This is a genomic window from Bradyrhizobium sp. CB1015 (assembly GCF_025200925.1).
Classification (GTDB): domain Bacteria; phylum Pseudomonadota; class Alphaproteobacteria; order Rhizobiales; family Xanthobacteraceae; genus Bradyrhizobium.
This window is the reverse complement of record NZ_CP104174.1, coordinates 3726647-3742361: the sequence shown is the minus strand read 5'-3', so window position 1 is coordinate 3742361 and position 15715 is coordinate 3726647. Positions and strand designations below refer to the sequence as shown.

Sequence of the window (15715 nt, the reverse complement as noted above, 5' to 3'; positions counted from 1 at the left end):
GGTTTTTCCCTGAATTTCGAACGAGAATGCCAGCAAGGCAGGTTCAGAAAGAAGCAAGTTGCGCGCCAGTCTCATCGGGCGTTTTTGAGGACGCATCGTCGCGGCGGCGCATGGATGATCACAGCGATTCCCCGATCTCTCGCGCCGGCCGCGTAACCACGGCCTGCGGCACGTCATAGGCGCTGAGCGAAGCCCAGTGCCGTTCGATGTCGGCACGGAACAGGCCGCGCGTGAGGCCGTGAACGAGCTTTGGAACGGCGGTCGTCATCGCGTTGATCGACGACCCAGACGGACCGAAGCTCATGGTGGAGGCGATCGCGAAGAGATGGATATCGGAGATCCACGGCGTCGTGCCCGGCATGCGCTCGGTGAAGGAATAGTCGTCGGCGAGATAGGGAAAGCGGCCGAGCCGATCGTTGCGTTCGTCTTCCGACGGTTGGTAGCGGTCGGCCCAGGTGGCGATGTTGTCGGCACATTTGGCGAGCTCGCCGCGGCCGGCAAAATCCATGTCGATGCCGGTGCCGCAGATGATGAAATCGGCGATGATGGCGCCGCGTGGCGTCTGGAGTTCAATGCCACTATCGGTCTTGCGCACGGCTTCGACCGGCGCGCCTTCGTGCAGTGTGAAGTTGGCGTGACGCGCGCAGCGGTCATAGGTCGGTTGCGGAAATCCCTCGCGCATCTCGAGGATCTTGCGCATGAAGCGCCAGCGCCAGGCATCGTCGAGATCGCTGAGATGACGCAGGAACCCGCGAAACGTCAGCCAGCGATAGGGCTGGATCACCTGAATCTGCGCGCGGCGGCACAGCAGATGCACCTCGGCGGCGCCCGCCTCCAGCGCGGTCGCCGCATTGTCGAAGGCGGAAGCGCCGGCACCGATCACGGCCACGCGCTTGCCGCGCAGGCCTTCGAAATCGATGTGGTCGGCGACTGTCGCGACCGAGCTTGCCGGCAGATCGCGGAGCGGCTCAGGGATGATCCATCCGCCCATGCCCTCCTGCCCTGTCGCCAGCACGATCTTGCGGGCATAGAGCGTTTCGACCTCTCCTGCCCGTTTCACGCGGGCGGCGAGCAGGCCGTCAGCCGCCGGCGCGACCTCCAGCAGCTCACAAGCATTGCGGACTGGCAAGCCGATCGTGCGCCGCAGCCAGAGCAGGTACTCCGCCCAATGTTCGCGCGCGATCAGGCCGAGCTCCTGCCAGCTCGCCTTGCCGAAGCGGGCCTCGTGCCAGGATTGGTAGGTCAGGCTGGGAATATCGAGATCGGGCCCGGTGTAGTCCTTCGGGCTGCGCAATGTCGGCATCCGGGCGTAGGTGAGCCACGGGCCTTCCTTCCCCTCCTCGGCCTTGTCGATCAGCAGGATGTTGCTGACGCGCGAGCGAAGCAGGCCGAAGCCGATGGCAATGCCGGACTGACCCGCGCCAATGATGAGGACATCCAGCGCCGACTTGCCGTCGGGTCCCGGTTTGGGTTCCAGCCAGGCGGCGCCGGGATGCGCGATCATCGCGAGATCGGCGCGAATATCGGCTTCGAGCTGGGTGAGCGCCTCACTCATGCCGCGAGCCAGCCTCCGTCGACCACCATCACGGTGCCGGTCGTGAACGACGAGGCGTCGCTGGCGAGATGCAGCGCGGTCTGCGCGATCTCCTCAGGCACGCCGAACCGCTTCATGGCGTGGCGGTTGCGCGAGGCTTCGCGCACTTCCTCGGCATTGGCGTGACGGGCAAAGCTGCGGCGAAGCATCGGCGTGTCGATCGCGCCGGGCGCGATCGCGTTGACACGGATACCATCGGTGGCGAAGTCTACCGCCATGGTCCGCGTCAGGCTGATGATCGCGCCCTTGGCGGCGATATAGGCGCTGTTGCCCTTGCCGCCGGCGATGGCGAGCTGCGAGGCCAGCGTGATGATCGAGCCGCTGCTCTGCCGCTGCATCTGCGGCACTGCGGCCCGCGCCCACAACCAGGTGCCGCCGACATTGGCGCGGAACACTGCATCCCAGTCGTCCAAGCTCGTCGTCAGCACCGTGCCACCACATGAGAAACCGGCTGCCGTCATGAGGATGTCGAGCCGGCCGTGCCGGGCCACGACATCGCCGACGACCGTCTCGGCGAATGCGGCATCGCCGACGTCGCCGACATGCGTCGTTGCCTCGCTCACCAGCCTCAGCGTGTCCTCGAGGCCAGCGGCATCACGATCGACCAGGGCAAGGCGCGCGCCCTCCTGCGCGAACAGTTTTGCGCTGGCGCGGCCGATGCCCGAGCCCGCGCCGGTAATGATGGCGGTACGCCCCTGCAGCCGCATCTCAGATCCACTCCTTGTGCTGCTTCCACCAGGCGCTCATCGCGGCTGCGGACTCCGCGCAGCCGAACCGCGCGCGCCAGCCGAATTCGTCGGCCATCCTCGCGACCGAGAGCGGCGCGCGATGGGGCCCGTGCAGCTTGATGGCCGTCCTCTCTCCGGGCGCGGCGAGCCGGCACTCCAGGCCGGGATGCAACGCTGCGAACGCCTCGCCCCATTGCAATGCGGGCCACGCCCCTCCGTTCGAAATGTTGTACAGCCGGTGGCGAGGGCGCTCGGCTTCGACCAGAATCGCGACAGCTTCGGCAGCGTCCGCCGCGTAAGTCCAGTCTCGGATACCAGGCTCCGGCATGATGGCCGGCTCGCCGCGAGCGAATGCGGCCAATATCTGATATTGGAGGCTCGGCGTATCGCGCACTGAGCCGGGGCGCTCCCACGGCCCGAAGACCGCAGTCAATCGCACACTCAGGAAGTCACCGCCGAAAAGTTCGGCGTACCGTGCCACCGACCGTTCCGAGGTGAACTTGCTGATGGCGTAGAACGAGACGGGATCGCAGGGCGTTTCCTCGTCCAGAATGTGGACCCGCGCACCCGCGGCGCCGTAGGCCGACGCCGACGACAGATTGACGACGCGGCGAACGCCATGGCGGATCGCGGTTTGGAGGATCGGGATCTGGGCCATGACGTTGATCTCGAGAACGCGCGCGGGCGATGCCCGTTCGAGCTCGTCGCCGGCGGTGACTGCAGCGCCGAGCACGATCGCATCGCAGCCCTTTGCGACAAGGGCATCGATGGTGTCTACATCGGTGATATCGCCCTGCACGGCTTTAAGTCGTGCGCCGTAATCGGCAAGAGATCGCTGTGCGAGTGGCGGCAACGCCGCACGATCATACAGCGTCACCTCATGCCCGCGCGCGAGCAGCACCTCGGCGAGATTGAGGCCGACAAAGCCGGTGCCGCCGAAGACAACAATCTTCATCGCGCGCGATCCACCGTCACAGCAGCTTGGCTCCGAAATTCCGCTCCGGATCCATGTCGGCAACCAGCCGGCCGGTGGGCCTGGCCGCCTCGCCGCCGCTGCGGGCCAGGAATTTTCCGCTGCCGGCGCTCGCTAGGCACTTGTCGCCCTCGATGATGACGCGGCCGCGCGAGAGCGTCGTCACCGGCCAGCCCTTCAGCTTGCGGCCCGCAAACGGCGTGTAGCCGGTGAGATCGTGCATCATCTCGTCGGCAATGGTGACCTCGCGATCGGGATCCCAGATCGCGATATCGGCGTCGGCACCGACGGCGATCGAGCCCTTGCGCGGATGCAGGTTGTAGATCTTTGCCGGCGCCGTCGCGGTCAGCTCGACGAATTTTTCCAGGCCGAGCCGTCCCTTCGACACCATCGCATCGAACAAGAGCGGCAGCCGCAGCTCAAGGCCCGGCAGGCCGTTGGCAACCTGCTTGAAATTCGGATTGGGGCCGGCGCGCAGCTTGCCGGTCTCGTCGTAGCGATACGGCGCGTGATCCGACGAGATGGTCTGGAGATCGCCGAGCGAGAGCGCCTGCCACAGCGCCTCCTGGTCGGCATGCGTGCGCGGCGGCGGGCTGCACATCCATTTCGCGCCCTCGGCGCCGGGCTTGTCGAGATCGTTGGCGGTGAGGAACAGGTATTGCGGGCAGGTCTCGGCGAAGACCTTGAGCCCCTGCCCGCGCGAGTCGCGGATCACCTTGGCGCCCTCGACCGTCGAGACATGGAAGATCATGATCGGCTGGTCGATCAGTGCGGCCATGCCGATCAGCCGGGTGAAGGCTTCCGCCTCAGAGACCCGGGCGTGGCTGACGGCATGGTATTTCGGCATCGTGTAGCCCCGCGACAGCAGCCGCTTCACCATCCAGGCGATGATGCCGTGGTTTTCGGCATGGGCACACAGCATCGCACCGGACTGGCGCGCAGCGAGCAGGATGTCGAGCAGCGGCTCGTCGTCGACCTTGAGGCGGTCGTAGGTCATGAAGATCTTGATCGAGGCATGGCCCTGCTTCACCAACGCCGGGATGTGCTCTTCGACCGTCTCCCTGGTCGCGTCCGCAATGATCATGTGAAAGGCGTAGTCGATCACGGCACCCTTCTTTGCAAGCGCGTGATAGTCCTCCACCACCTTCGGCAGCTTCATGCCGACATGTTGGGCCGCGAACGGAATCACCGTGGTGGTGCCGCCGAAGGCGGCAGAGACGGTCGCGCTCTCGAACGTATCGGCGTTCATGATGCCGGCGGCGGACAATTGCTCGATATGGGCGTGGCTGTCGACCCCGCCGGGCAGCACCAGCTTGCCGCGCGCATCGATCTCGCGCTTCCCGGGCGGAAGCCCGCGGCCGATGGCCGCGATGGTCTCGCCTGATATGGCGACGTCGGCCTCGAAGACGTCGGTCGTGGTGGCGACGCGGCCGCCGCGGATGATCAGGTCGTAAGCGGGTTCAGTCATGAGGCACTCCGTGATAGGCTTAAGGCACGTTCTCTTAATTTCGCAGGAAGACCATCATGTCCCGGCCGCGCATTCTCGTCATCAACCCGAACTCCAACCACAAGGTCACGCAGGGGCTGGAGGATGCGCTGAAGCCGCTCGATTTCGAGGGCGGGCCCGAAGTGGTCTGCCAGACGCTGGCCGAGGGTCCGTTCGGCATTGAAAGCCAGGCGGACGCCGATAGCGTTGCGATCCCATTGCGAAAGCTGGTCGAAAGCGACAACAGCTCGGCCGCCTTCGTCATCGCCTGCTACAGCGATCCCGGGCTCCAGGTCTGCCGTGAAGGCACGGACCGGCCGGTGTTCGGCATTGCCGAGTGCGGCGTGCTGACGGCGCTTTCCCGCGCGGAGACCTTCGGCGTCATCGCGATCGCGCAGCGCTCGATCCCGCGGCACATGCGCTATCTCAGGCAGATGGGCCTGACCGACCGCTTTTCCGGCGAGCGGCCGCTGAACATGAGCGTCGCCGAAACCGCTTCGGGCGAAGGCACGCTCGCCAGGATGATCGAGGTCGGCCGCACGCTGCGCGACGAGGACGGTGCCCGTGCCATCGTGATGGGCTGCGCCGGCATGGCGCGCCACCGCCGTGCGTTGGAAGACGCGCTGCGGATTCCCGTGATCGACCCGACACAGGCGGCCGTCACCATGGCGCTGGGTACGGTGCGGTTCTCGGCTCACTAGGCGTCCTTCAGCTCTTTGGTTTCCTGGCGCGCGAGCCATTGCGCATGGCTCTCGCGGACAAGGGCAAACGTGTCCCGCTGCGTGGTGTAGAGATTGCCGAACATGCGGCCGATCGGCCGATAGGCACCGAGATCGACGTACATGTTGGCGGTATCGACCAGACCCTCGCGGGCGTGAATCCGCAAGACTTCGCCGACCAGGAGCTCGCGATCGGGGGAGAAGGTCAGCACGACATGGCGCCGGCATTCCAGCGCGAAGGGCGCCGCGGCGAGGCGCGGCACCTTCACATCGACCGAGGGAAGCGTCGCCAGGCCCGTCGCGGCGACCTCGCTGTCGCCGGAGGGGAAATCGATCGCGCAGTCGTTCATCGCGACTGACAGCGCCTCGTCCACCATGTGCACCACGAACTCGCCGTCGCGATGGATGTTGCGGGTGGTGTCCTTCGGCGAGTGATCGTGCTTGTGCTGAAGCCCGAGCACGATCAGCGCCGGACTTTCGGAGAACACGTTGAAGAAGCTGAACGGCGCGGCATTGACCGCCCCGTTCTCGTCGAGCGTCGTCACCAGCGCGATCGGCCGCGGCACCACCACGCCGCAGAGCAGCTTGTAGCGATCGCGCGGATCGAGCTCACGCAAGGAGATGCCTTTGTCAGCCATCGGCGTCACTTCTCCGGCGGCGGCACCGCGCCGGTCTGGCTGGTGATCAGGCCGTAATGCTCGATGCGGCGATGCCGGGCGAAATCGAAGATCGTGGTCTTGCCGAAGGTGGTGGCATCGAGGTCGCAGGCATGGACCAGAACCTCGTCGTCATCCGTCTTGGCCTCGGCGACGATCTCGCCGTTGGGATCGACGATCAGGCTGCCGCCGAACAAGGGATGACCGTCCTCATTGCCGGCCTTGGCCACCGCGACCACCCAGGTCGCGTTCTGATAGGCGCCGGCCTGGACCGAGAGACGGTTGTGGAAGAGGCGCTTCTCGACGCCCTCCTCGCTCTTCTCGGCATTCACCGACGGCGTGTTGTAGCCGATCAGCACCATCTCGACGCCCTGCAGGCCCATGACGCGATAGGTCTCGGGCCAGCGGCGATCGTTGCAGATCGCCATGCCGATGATGCCGCCGAGCTCGCGCCAGACCTTGAAGCCGAGATCGCCCGGCTCGAAATAGCGCTTCTCCAGATGCTGATGCGAGCGCTTGCTGTCGTAGTCCACATGGCCCGGCAGATGCACCTTGCGATACTTGCCGACGATCCTGCCGGACTTGTCGGTCAGGATCGCGGTGTTGAAATGATGACCGTCCGGCGTCAGCTCCGCATAGCCGAAATTCATCGCCATTCCCTGCTGCGCCGCGCGCTCGAATAGCGGCTTGGTTGCCGCGTTCGGCATTTCGCGCTCGAACCAGATGTCGAACTCGGAGCGGTCCTCGACGTACCAGCGCGGGAAGAACGTCGTCAGCGCCAGCTCGGGATAGACAATCAGGTCGGCGCCCTTCGCTTTCGCCTCGTCCATCAGCGCGATCATGCGCTTGACCACGGCCTCGCGGCTGTCGGCTTTCTGGATCGGGCCCATCTGGGCGGCGGCGACGTTGACGATGCGCATCAGCGAATTCCTGGTGATATCTGGGGGGAAGCGTCGGCTTGTAGGTTCTTCCGCCGCGCCGAGCATAGCGCGGCTCCGTGCCGATATTCCAGCCAAGCAGCTTTCATGCCGTCCGCCCCCATTCGGCATCCTGCAACAGCCGCCAGTTGATCTTGTTGCTGGCGGTGCGCGGCAGGGACTCGACGAAGACGACGGCGCGCGGCGCCTTGTAGCTCGCCATCGCGCTGCGCGCCCAGCCGACGATGTCGCCCTCCGACGTCGTCGCGCGCGCGGCGTCATCGAGCACCACCAGGGCCTTGACGGTCTCACCGCGATAGCCGTCCGGCGCTGAAATAATGCAGCATTCCCGGATGGCGCGGTTCTGGTACATCGCCGCCTCGACCTCGGCTGGCCACACCTTGAAGCCGCTGACATTGATCATCCGCTTCAGGCGGTCGACGGCGAAGAAATAGCCTTCGGCATCGCGGTAGCCGAGATCGCCCGTGCGCAGGAACCGCTTGCCGTCGCGTTCGATGAAGGCCTCAGTATCCGCCTCCGGCCTGTTCCAGTAACCCTGCAGCACCTGCGGCCCGTGCACGATGATCTCGCCGACCACGTTGTCGTCGAGCTCGATCAGGCTCTCGGGATCGACGACCCTGGCGTCGGTCTCATGCACGGCGATGCCGAGGCATTGCCGCTTTGGTGCGGCCATCGGATTGAGGTGCGTCGGAGACATCGTCTCGGTCATGCCGTAACCCTCGACGAAATCAAGGCCAAACCTGCCCTTCAGCCGCTCGGCGACCGCGGTCGGCATCGCCGCACCGCCGCCGGTCAGCACCTTGAGCTTCGCAAAGCATTTGTCGCGGAAGCTGGCGCTGGCGAGCACATCCACGATCATGGTCGGCGCGGCATTCCAGAACGTGACGCCATAGGTCTCGAACAAATCCGGCAGCAGATCCTTGTCCCAGCGCGCCATCAGCAGCAGCGTGGCGCCGGCGACGATGGCGGCATTCATCGAGCCCTGCATGCCCGCGACATGAAACAGCGGCATGAAGCCGGTCATCACGTCGCTGCCATCGAGCCCGTACCAGCGCGCCTGCAAGACGGCGGTGAACAGCGCGCTGCGATGGCTATGCATGCACGCCTTCGGCTTGCCCGTCGTGCCGGACGTGTAGGGCAGGATCATGAGATCGCCTGGACCAACAGTCATTGCGCCGGGCCGAAAGTCGCGTGCGACTGCCGATGACCAGGAATGCCAGCCGGGCGATGACGGCAGCTCCGACGGCGCGTCGGTCACGCACAGCGGCAGCGTGTGGGGCGTCGCGGTTGGAACCTCGTCGCGATACTGCGCGACGATTGCATGTGTGATGGCCTCGCCGACCAGCGGCACAAACACGTCGCTCAGCTCGCTGCCGATGATCGCGACTCTGGCGCCGCTATCCGCGGCGAGGTACCCGATCTCGGTGGTCTTGTTCATGGGATTGACCGGCACGATCACGGCGTCCGCCCGCATCACCGCGTAATAGGCGACGATATATTGCGGCGAATTCTGCAGCGCGATCATGACGCGGTCGCCGCGCTTGATGCCGCAAACGCTTTGCAGGAAGCCGGCCATGGCATCGACCCGGTCGCGCAGCTCGGCGTAGCTCAGGCTAGCGCCATAGAACACCGTCGCCGGATGCGTTGGCCGTTCACATGCAGCACGCGCCAGCGCGTCGTAGAGCGTCCCCTCCGGAATCGCGAGATGCCAGGGCTCGTCCGCCGGCCAGGCCGGCGACGTCAGGGACGTTGTGTGGCTCACCCGTGCTCCTCGTCGGCGACATCGAGGCCGTGTTCGAGCGCGTCCAGAAGCAGGTCGGCCTCCCGCTCGGAAATCACCAGTGGCGGTGCCAGGAACAGCGAGGTCTGCTCGCCGCTGGTGCCGATCACCGCGCCGGCCTCCAGCGCGCGCTCTGCGACGCGCGAGGCGATCGGCACCTCCGTGGTGTCGGCGTGCCAGGTGCGCCAGTCCGGGCCATGCAGCTCCACGGTCCAGTGCAGCCCCTGCCCGGCCACGCGCTGCACGCTCGGATGCTTTTGCGCGATCGCGAGCAAGCGGCGGGCGAACAGCTTCTCCAGACTTTGCACGTGGTCCAGAATCTTGTCCTCACTGACGACCGTCAGATACGCGCTCACGGCAGCCATGCTGATGGGATGGCCGCGCAGCGTGCCGTAATTCTGCCAGCTCGTGCCCTTGAGCCGCTCGACGATCTCCTTGGACACTACCACAGCAGCAACCGCCGCCGCCCCGCCACCCAGCGATTTGCCGAGTGTGACGATATCCGGGCGGCTCTGCGCGCCCTGGAACGCGAACCAGCGCCCTGCGCGGCCTGCGCCGGTGACGACCTCGTCCGCGATCCAGTACGAGCCGGCCTGCCGCGCATAGCGCGCCACCTGGTCCTGATAGGCGCCGTCGTAATAGATGCCGCCCTGCGTGTAGTCGATGATCGTCGCCGCCGTGTCCGAGAGCAGGCGCGGGGCATCCGCCAGATATTCGATCGGCGGCGTATTGTTGGCCGGCGCGCCATAGATCGCGCCATCCGGCGCCGGCAGAATCCGTACCGGTGCCATCGGCGCCGGCAGCTTCGAGCCGCCCGAGTGCACCGCAAGGCCGCCGTGCCATTGCGGCTGCACCGTCATGCTGCGCGACAGGCCGGTGATGCCGTGATAGGCGCGCTCGCGCGTTGCCAGCGCCGAACGCTGCGTCAGCGCCTGGCAAAGCGACAATGCCATGTCGTTGGCCTCGCTGCCGCTGATGCAGAAGCGCACCGCGCCGATCCAATCTTCTTCGCCCTTGAAGGCGATGGCCATCAGATCGTCGGCGGCCTGCTCGCGGCCGACCCAGGTCCAGCCTTCGTTGACGACGGGCGTATCGGCGGCGCGGCGGATCGCCTCCACCATTGCGGGATGGCGATGGCCGAGACCGCCGCCGGTGTTGCTGCCATCGATCAGCTTGCGGCCGTCCGCAAGGTGAAAGTAGACGCCCTCGCCGCCGACCACGGCCATCGGCGCGGCCTCGCCCGCATTCAGCCCGGTTCGCAACAATCTGCTCATCGCCACGGCCTCACTTCGCTGTCGCGGCGCCGTAGCCGCCGCCACCGCACATCTCGATCGTGACGAGATCGCCTTGCTGCAAGACGAGGTTCGACTTGCCGTCGATGGCGACGTTCGCGCCCTGCCGCACCAGCGAGATGCGGCAGGCCTTGCCGGATTCGCCGCCCTGCATGCCCCAGGGCGCCATCACCATGCGCTCGATGCAGGTGGTCAGGTGCATCGATGGCGCCAGGATGCGGTAGGTGCGGACCGAGCCGTCACCGCCGCGATGCACGCCCGCACCGCCGGAATTCCGGCGAATGGCCTGCTGCTCGAGCCGGATCGCGTAGTTCGCCTCGATCACCTCGACCGGCGTGTTCGAGGTGTTGGACAGGTGGACGCGGGTTGCGGCCGTGCCGGCGCGATCGTGCCGTGCGCCTTCGCCGCCGCCATGGACCTCGTAGAGCATCTTCCAGGAGCCGTTCGGCCGCGGCTCGGCGAAGAACAGCACGCCCGCGGTGGTCGCCCCGCCCGCCGACAGGCGCTCGGGAATGGTGTCCTGCATGGCGCGGAAAATCGCATCGACGATGCGCATGGAGGTCTCGTGATTGCCGGCGGCAACGGAGGCGGTCCAGCCGGGCTCGAGGATCGAGCCCGGGCGCGTGATGATGGTCAGAGGCCGCAGCGCGCCGGCATTCTGCTGCATGTCGCGTCCGCTCATGATGCGCGCGGCATAGGCGACCGCCGAGCGCGCCATGAACGGCGTCGTGTTGCAGAAATTGGAGACGCGATCGCAGCTTCCGGAGAGGTCGAAGGTCGCTTCATCCCCGCGGATGGTGATCTTCACATGGATGCGCGCCGGCGCGTTGTTTGCGCTGCCGTCGTCGAGATAATCCTCGCCCTCGTAGACGCCATCCGGCAGGTCGCGCAGCGCCTCGCGCATCTCGATTTCGGAGAGATCGTGCAGGCGCGACTGCGCCGCCATGAAGACCGCCTTGCCGTGCTCGCGGCAGAGCTCGACGATGCGCTTCTCGCCGGCCTTGGTCGCCGCGATCTGGGCGAGGAGATCGCCCTCGCAGGATTCGGCGTCGCGAACGTTGGCCTTGAGCAGCTGCACGATCGGCGTGTTGAGGCCGGCCGAGGTTGCGATCAGCACCGGCGGAATCCGCATCGCCTCCTGGAAGGTGTCGACCGCCTTGGCGAAATAGCTGCCGGGCCAGGTGCCGCCGATGTCGGGCCAATGCGCGAGGCTGACTGCAAAGGCCACGATCTCGCCGTCGAAGAAGACGGGCCGCACGACCTTGACGTCGTTGAGATGATTGCCGCCGAGCGCGCCGATATTGTAGATCACGACGTCGCCGTCGTTCAGGCCATTGCGCGGCATCACCTTCAAGAGTTCGGGGATGGTGTAGGCCATCGCACCGAGATGGATCGGAATGTCGCGGCCCTGCCCGACCAGGCCGCCGTGGCCGTCGGTGATCGCCGACGAGAGATCCCCGGCCTCGCGCAAGAGCGGCGAGCGCGCCGAGCGCGTCATGACGAGGCTCATCTCTTCTGCCGCGGCGGAGAGCCCGTGCCTGATGACCTCGACGACGAACGGATCGAGCTTCATGCCGCCCCCCGCGTCAGGAACAAATTGCCTGATGTATCGGGCTTTGCCTGCCAGCCCGGCGGCACCACCACTGTCGACCAGGCGTCTTCGATGATGGCGGGACCATTGACGGTCTCGGCGAGCGAGGCGCGGTCGATGATTGCGGTCGCGATGTCGTGGAAGCCGCCGAACGAGCAGATGCGCGTAGCCGTAGACACCGCCCTCGCCGCTGTTGCGGGCCGGCTGACAATGGTCGTCGACGGGCGGCGGGCCTGCACCCGCACCGATTCGATGACGCAGGGCTCGCCGGTCGCGTAGCCGAACAGCTCATGATGCCGCGTCAGGAAATCCCGCTTCAGCCTGGCAACGTCGAGCGGCAGCGTGAAGGATACCGGAATGGCATCGTTCTGCGCCGCATAGCGCATCAAGGCCGCCAGCTCGACCTGGATCTCCGTCTTCGCAACGCCATTGGCGATCAGCGGCGCGGAGGCATCGTCAATCAATGTTCCGATCCGTTCCGAGACGCGCGCGAGATCGATGCCGTCGAGGGCAGCGCGAAGGGTCTGCTGCTGCAGGAAGCTGAAATCGGCGGTAAGGCAGCCCAGCGCCGAGAACGCACTCGAGGCGCTCGGCACGACCACCTCCGCAATGCCGTAGAGATCGGCGAGGCCCGCGGCATGCATCGGGCCGCCGCCGCCGAAGGCCAGCAGCGTGCAATCGCGGCCGTCGATGCCGCGCTCGACCGTGACACGGCGGAGCGCGCGGGCCATGGTCGCATTCGCGACTTTGATGATGCCGAGTGCCGTCTCAGTGAGGTTCAAGCCGAGCGCGCGGGCAATCGGCTCGATGACGCGCTTGGCGCTCTCGATGTCGATCCCGATGCGATCGCCCAGCTTGGTCTCGGGATTGAGATAGCCGAGCACGGCATTGGCATCGGTGATGGTGGGCTCCATGCCGCCACGGCCATAGCAGGCCGGGCCCGGCTCGGAGCCGGCGCTCTCCGGCCCGACCGTCAGGCCGCCGGGGCCGTTGCGCACGATCGATCCGCCGCCCGCGCCGATCGAATGCACCGCGAGCATCGGCTGGCGCAGCGGCTTGTCCCCGAGCATGCGGCCGTCGGTCATCTCGGCCTGCCCATCGACGATCAGGCACACGTCCGTCGTGGTGCCGCCCATGTCGAAGGTCAGCATGCGCGAGCAGCCGAGCTGGCGCGCGATGCTGACCGAAGCCGAGACGCCCGCCGCCGGGCCCGACATCGCCATCACCAGCGGACGCCGCTTCACCGCCGAAATCGGGACCATGGCGCCGGCGGAGTGAAACACCTGCAGGCCCGGCCCGATCGGCAGCCGCTGCTCCAGTTCGCTGAGATATTCCACCGCGATCGGCATCGCGGCCGCGTTGAACACGGTCGCCGAGGTCCGCTCATATTCGCGCGCCTCGGGATTGACCTCGTGCGAGAGCGAGACATGGGCGACGACGTCCCTGAGCCGCTCGCCCAGCATCTTTTCGTGCACTGGATTGGCATAAGCGTGAAGGAGCGCGACCGCGACGCTCTGAACGCCGGTCCCTTTCAGCCAGGCCACCAGGCGTTCGATCTCGGCTTGCTCGAGCGCCTTCAGCACCCGGCCCTCATGATCGAGGCGCTCGGCGAGCCCAAAGCATCGTTCAGGCGGCACCAAAGGCGGCGATTTCGGCGGAATGTCGAGCCGATAGAGATCGCGCCGGCGATAGCGGGCGATCTCGAGCACGTCGGCAAAGCCTTCGGTCGCGACCAGCGCCACCTTCGGCAGCCGGTTCTCCACGATCGCGTTGGTCACGCGCGTGGTGCCGTGGACGAAGCGCTTGACCTCGCTCTTGCGCAGGCCCACCGCCTCGATCGCCTCCAGCATCGCCTGCACCGGAGCGTCGGGGCGCGACGGCACCTTCGCAATTCGCGCTTCCGCGGAATCGCGCCGGATGGCGATGATGTCGGTGAAGGTGCCACCGATATCGGTGCCGACCTCCCAGTGATTGCCGGAGTCGCTCATCTGCACAGTCAGCTACGCGTGACGTCCGGACCCGACGCCGGGTCCTTCCCGGCCATCGCCGCGTCCAATGCCAAAGCGAGCACGCTCATCGTCATTCCCTGTCATGCCATCACGGGCGAGCGTGCGACAGAGCAATGGCCTCGGATAGGGTCGGAGTTGTCGCAAACCACCGGGCCAGCAAGCCCACCGGCATTGCGCGGCGCAGCATCGGCTGCACGTTTTGGTGCAGCACTGCTCGCGCAGAGAGCAGAAGGATACGAGGCAGAAATGTGCAGCGCACCCTTGGATTCTTCGGCGCAAATGGAAATGCCGCTGCACTGCAATCGGATCGCGCAAGGCCATTTGTCTAATTTGCAGGCGGTCGAACGGCGATGCGGGAGAGAGCACTGACCAGGAGCTATGCACACAGGTCGGCTCAGCCTCTCTTTATTGTACGGTCAGTAAGCGAGGACATCACCGGCCGCTGGTGGATAACCCGGCGCAGCGCCCGGCGCACCGAACGGGTCGCGCCGGGTAGCGAGATTTCGCGATTGGCTATGCGCTCGCCAGCGACGCCCGCAAGCGTCGCCAACCGATGACGATGCCAGTGATGGAGAACATCAATCCGAGCGTACAGAGGCCGACAATGAGAGCATCACGCAGCCGCGCATGAGCCGACAGAATGGGGAAATCAAGCGTGTGCAGCGCACTGTAGAGCCAGCGATAGACGCGCCGCGACGGGTCCAGTCTTTGCAGCACCCTGCCATTGGCGGCATCGACATCGAACCAGAGAGCGCCGCAGGTCGTGCGGTAGACAGGAGCCCCTGGAATAGCGGATGGCGCCGGATAGTCGTCGTTGCCGGCGAGCAGGAACGGTGCGGCACAGCCGGCGCCAAGGCGCGCCGTCAGATCCCCGATCTCCTGCATATCCAGGTATGCCGCCTGTCCATCGCGCGGCGCGTCCCCTGCCCTGATCAAGGTCTGCTGAACGAGGGCGATCCGATCGCGCCGATAGACCTTGCCATTGAAGGCGAACCATTCGACCTCGCGCGCCGACGGCGATATTGGCTGCAGAGCGAGCGATGAAGCGTCTCGCCAATCCGGGCCGGCATCGACCACGCCGGCCTCTGCCGGAGTCAATTGCCCGCGCGAGAACAGCCGGCCGTGGTCCATCGAGAGCCAGCCGCTGAAGATCCAGCTCAGCACGAACACGGTCGCGACAAGACCGATGATGTGATGCAGAGCGTGCCAGCCCCGATAGGGCGACGAGAGCTGGCGTCCCCGCATCTTCACACGCACAATTCCGAGCACCGCACCAAGCAATGCTGCGATCAGGGCCAGCAGCGACAGAGTCCAGACCACGCGATCCCACAGCGCCCAGCTGCTGCGCAGAACCGTCGGATAGATCCAGTGCAGCACGCTGCCGGCCCAGTTCCACCCGCGCTCGCTGCGCGTCGTATCCAGGACGACTTCGCCGGTCAGCGACGAAACATAGACCTCCGTTCCAGCGGCATCGCCGAGAGCGGCGCGAAACAAGGGGCGATGGCGATCAAAACCGTTCGGCACGCTCCATTGATCGTAGTCTGACCGCGCGACGATCGCCCCCCGTAGCGCGTCGAGCCCGCGCTGACGTGAATAGGCTTGCACGATGGTGAGCGCGACATCGGCGGACGCCACCGACGCCTCTCCTCCATCGGAGGCGCGAACCGCTCGCGAACCTGCGGAGCCCGAGACCACGTAAACCGGTCCATCACTCCGCTGGATCAGCCGAACACGCGTCGCATCGGCGATTCCGCTCGCAGCAACGGCGTCCACGACCGAGATCGTCCCGCCGCGATCCAGCGGCGCGAGTCCGGCAAATCGCTCCGCTTCCGTCAGCGACGGAAACGGGACGAAGTGCATCACGATCCCGCTCGCGAACCACATCGCGAACAACAGGCAGAACGCGATGCCCAGCCAGCGATGCGAGAGGACGATGGCGCTCATCATGC

General features: G+C 66.1%; 12 protein-coding genes. 1 reads left to right on the top strand and 11 read right to left on the bottom strand.

Annotation, left to right across the window (positions count from 1 at the left end):
* Positions 1 to 118 precede the first annotated feature (118 nt).
* Genes N2604_RS17080 through hydA form a run of 4 tightly spaced genes read right to left on the bottom strand, consistent with a single transcriptional unit; the run spans position 119 to position 4763 of the window.
* The gene (locus N2604_RS17080) at positions 119 to 1555 is read right to left on the bottom strand and encodes an NAD(P)-binding domain-containing protein (protein ID WP_260375774.1); all 1437 of its coding nucleotides are present in this window, start codon (positions 1553 to 1555) and stop codon (positions 119 to 121) included.
* On the bottom strand, positions 1552 to 2301 hold the full coding sequence (locus N2604_RS17075; protein ID WP_260375773.1) for an SDR family oxidoreductase: 750 nt from the start codon (positions 2299 to 2301) through the stop codon (positions 1552 to 1554). Before N2604_RS17075 ends, N2604_RS17080 begins: the two co-directional genes overlap by 4 nt.
* Before the next feature lies 1 nt (position 2302).
* A complete protein-coding gene (locus N2604_RS17070; protein WP_260375772.1) occupies positions 2303 to 3277 on the bottom strand; it encodes an NAD(P)-dependent oxidoreductase in 975 nt (324 codons plus the stop codon).
* A 16-nt stretch (positions 3278 to 3293) separates the two neighbouring features.
* Complete coding sequence (hydA, locus tag N2604_RS17065) at positions 3294 to 4763, bottom strand: dihydropyrimidinase (RefSeq protein WP_260375771.1); 1470 nt, start codon at positions 4761 to 4763, stop codon at positions 3294 to 3296.
* A 56-nt stretch (positions 4764 to 4819) separates the two neighbouring features.
* Between hydA and N2604_RS17060 the strand changes: the two genes are divergently transcribed.
* Complete coding sequence (locus N2604_RS17060; RefSeq protein WP_260375770.1) at positions 4820 to 5482, top strand: aspartate/glutamate racemase family protein; 663 nt, start codon at positions 4820 to 4822, stop codon at positions 5480 to 5482.
* Here N2604_RS17060 and N2604_RS17055 read toward each other — a convergent pair.
* The 7 genes from N2604_RS17055 to N2604_RS17025 all read right to left on the bottom strand — a co-directional run bounded on the left by N2604_RS17055 (position 5479) and on the right by N2604_RS17025 (position 15713).
* The gene (locus N2604_RS17055; RefSeq protein ID WP_260375769.1) at positions 5479 to 6138 is read right to left on the bottom strand and encodes a flavin reductase family protein; all 660 of its coding nucleotides are present in this window, start codon (positions 6136 to 6138) and stop codon (positions 5479 to 5481) included. The two genes, N2604_RS17060 and N2604_RS17055, sit on opposite strands and share 4 nt — an antisense overlap.
* A gap of 5 nt (positions 6139 to 6143) precedes the next feature.
* Positions 6144 to 7076 (bottom strand): N-carbamoyl-D-amino-acid hydrolase, encoded by a 933-nt coding sequence (locus N2604_RS17050; protein ID WP_260375768.1) that lies wholly within the window; start codon positions 7074 to 7076, stop codon positions 6144 to 6146.
* Positions 7077 to 7179: 103 nt separating this feature from the next.
* Complete coding sequence (locus N2604_RS17045) at positions 7180 to 8856, bottom strand: long-chain-fatty-acid--CoA ligase (protein WP_260375767.1); 1677 nt, start codon at positions 8854 to 8856, stop codon at positions 7180 to 7182.
* Positions 8853 to 10148, bottom strand: coding sequence for an aspartate aminotransferase family protein (locus N2604_RS17040; protein WP_260375766.1), 1296 nt, complete (start codon positions 10146 to 10148; stop codon positions 8853 to 8855). The genes N2604_RS17045 and N2604_RS17040 overlap by 4 nt, the downstream gene beginning before the upstream one ends.
* 10 nt (positions 10149 to 10158) lie before the next feature.
* Positions 10159 to 11739 (bottom strand): hydantoinase B/oxoprolinase family protein, encoded by a 1581-nt coding sequence (locus N2604_RS17035; protein ID WP_260375765.1) that lies wholly within the window; start codon positions 11737 to 11739, stop codon positions 10159 to 10161.
* Positions 11736 to 13745 carry a hydantoinase/oxoprolinase family protein gene (locus N2604_RS17030; protein ID WP_260375764.1) on the bottom strand — a complete coding sequence of 670 codons (2010 nt, stop codon included), beginning with the start codon at positions 13743 to 13745 and terminating at the stop codon, positions 11736 to 11738. Before N2604_RS17030 ends, N2604_RS17035 begins: the two co-directional genes overlap by 4 nt.
* A gap of 534 nt (positions 13746 to 14279) precedes the next feature.
* Positions 14280 to 15713, bottom strand: a complete 1434-nt coding sequence (locus N2604_RS17025; RefSeq protein WP_260375763.1) for a PepSY domain-containing protein — start codon at positions 15711 to 15713, stop codon at positions 14280 to 14282.
* Between the last annotated feature and the right edge of the window lie 2 nt (positions 15714 to 15715).

Excerpts from the sequence above, each read along its gene's own strand:
- N2604_RS17070 (WP_260375772.1), bottom strand. The coding sequence starts at position 3,277 with ATGAAGATTGTTGTCTTCGGCGGCACCGGCTTTGTCGGCCTCAATCTC.
- N2604_RS17080 (WP_260375774.1), bottom strand. The coding sequence starts at position 1,555 with ATGAGTGAGGCGCTCACCCAGCTCGAAGCCGATATTCGCGCCGATCTC.
- N2604_RS17035 (WP_260375765.1), bottom strand. The coding sequence starts at position 11,739 with ATGAAGCTCGATCCGTTCGTCGTCGAGGTCATCAGGCACGGGCTCTCC.
- N2604_RS17075 (WP_260375773.1), bottom strand. The coding sequence starts at position 2,301 with ATGCGGCTGCAGGGGCGTACCGCCATCATTACCGGCGCGGGCTCGGGC.
- N2604_RS17060 (WP_260375770.1), top strand. The coding sequence starts at position 4,820 with ATGTCCCGGCCGCGCATTCTCGTCATCAACCCGAACTCCAACCACAAG.
- N2604_RS17040 (WP_260375766.1), bottom strand. The coding sequence starts at position 10,148 with ATGAGCAGATTGTTGCGAACCGGGCTGAATGCGGGCGAGGCCGCGCCG.
- hydA (WP_260375771.1), bottom strand. The coding sequence starts at position 4,763 with ATGACTGAACCCGCTTACGACCTGATCATCCGCGGCGGCCGCGTCGCC.
- N2604_RS17055 (WP_260375769.1), bottom strand. The coding sequence starts at position 6,138 with ATGGCTGACAAAGGCATCTCCTTGCGTGAGCTCGATCCGCGCGATCGC.
- N2604_RS17025 (WP_260375763.1), bottom strand. The coding sequence starts at position 15,713 with ATGATGAGCGCCATCGTCCTCTCGCATCGCTGGCTGGGCATCGCGTTC.
- N2604_RS17030 (WP_260375764.1), bottom strand. The coding sequence starts at position 13,745 with ATGAGCGACTCCGGCAATCACTGGGAGGTCGGCACCGATATCGGTGGC.
- N2604_RS17050 (WP_260375768.1), bottom strand. The coding sequence starts at position 7,076 with ATGCGCATCGTCAACGTCGCCGCCGCCCAGATGGGCCCGATCCAGAAA.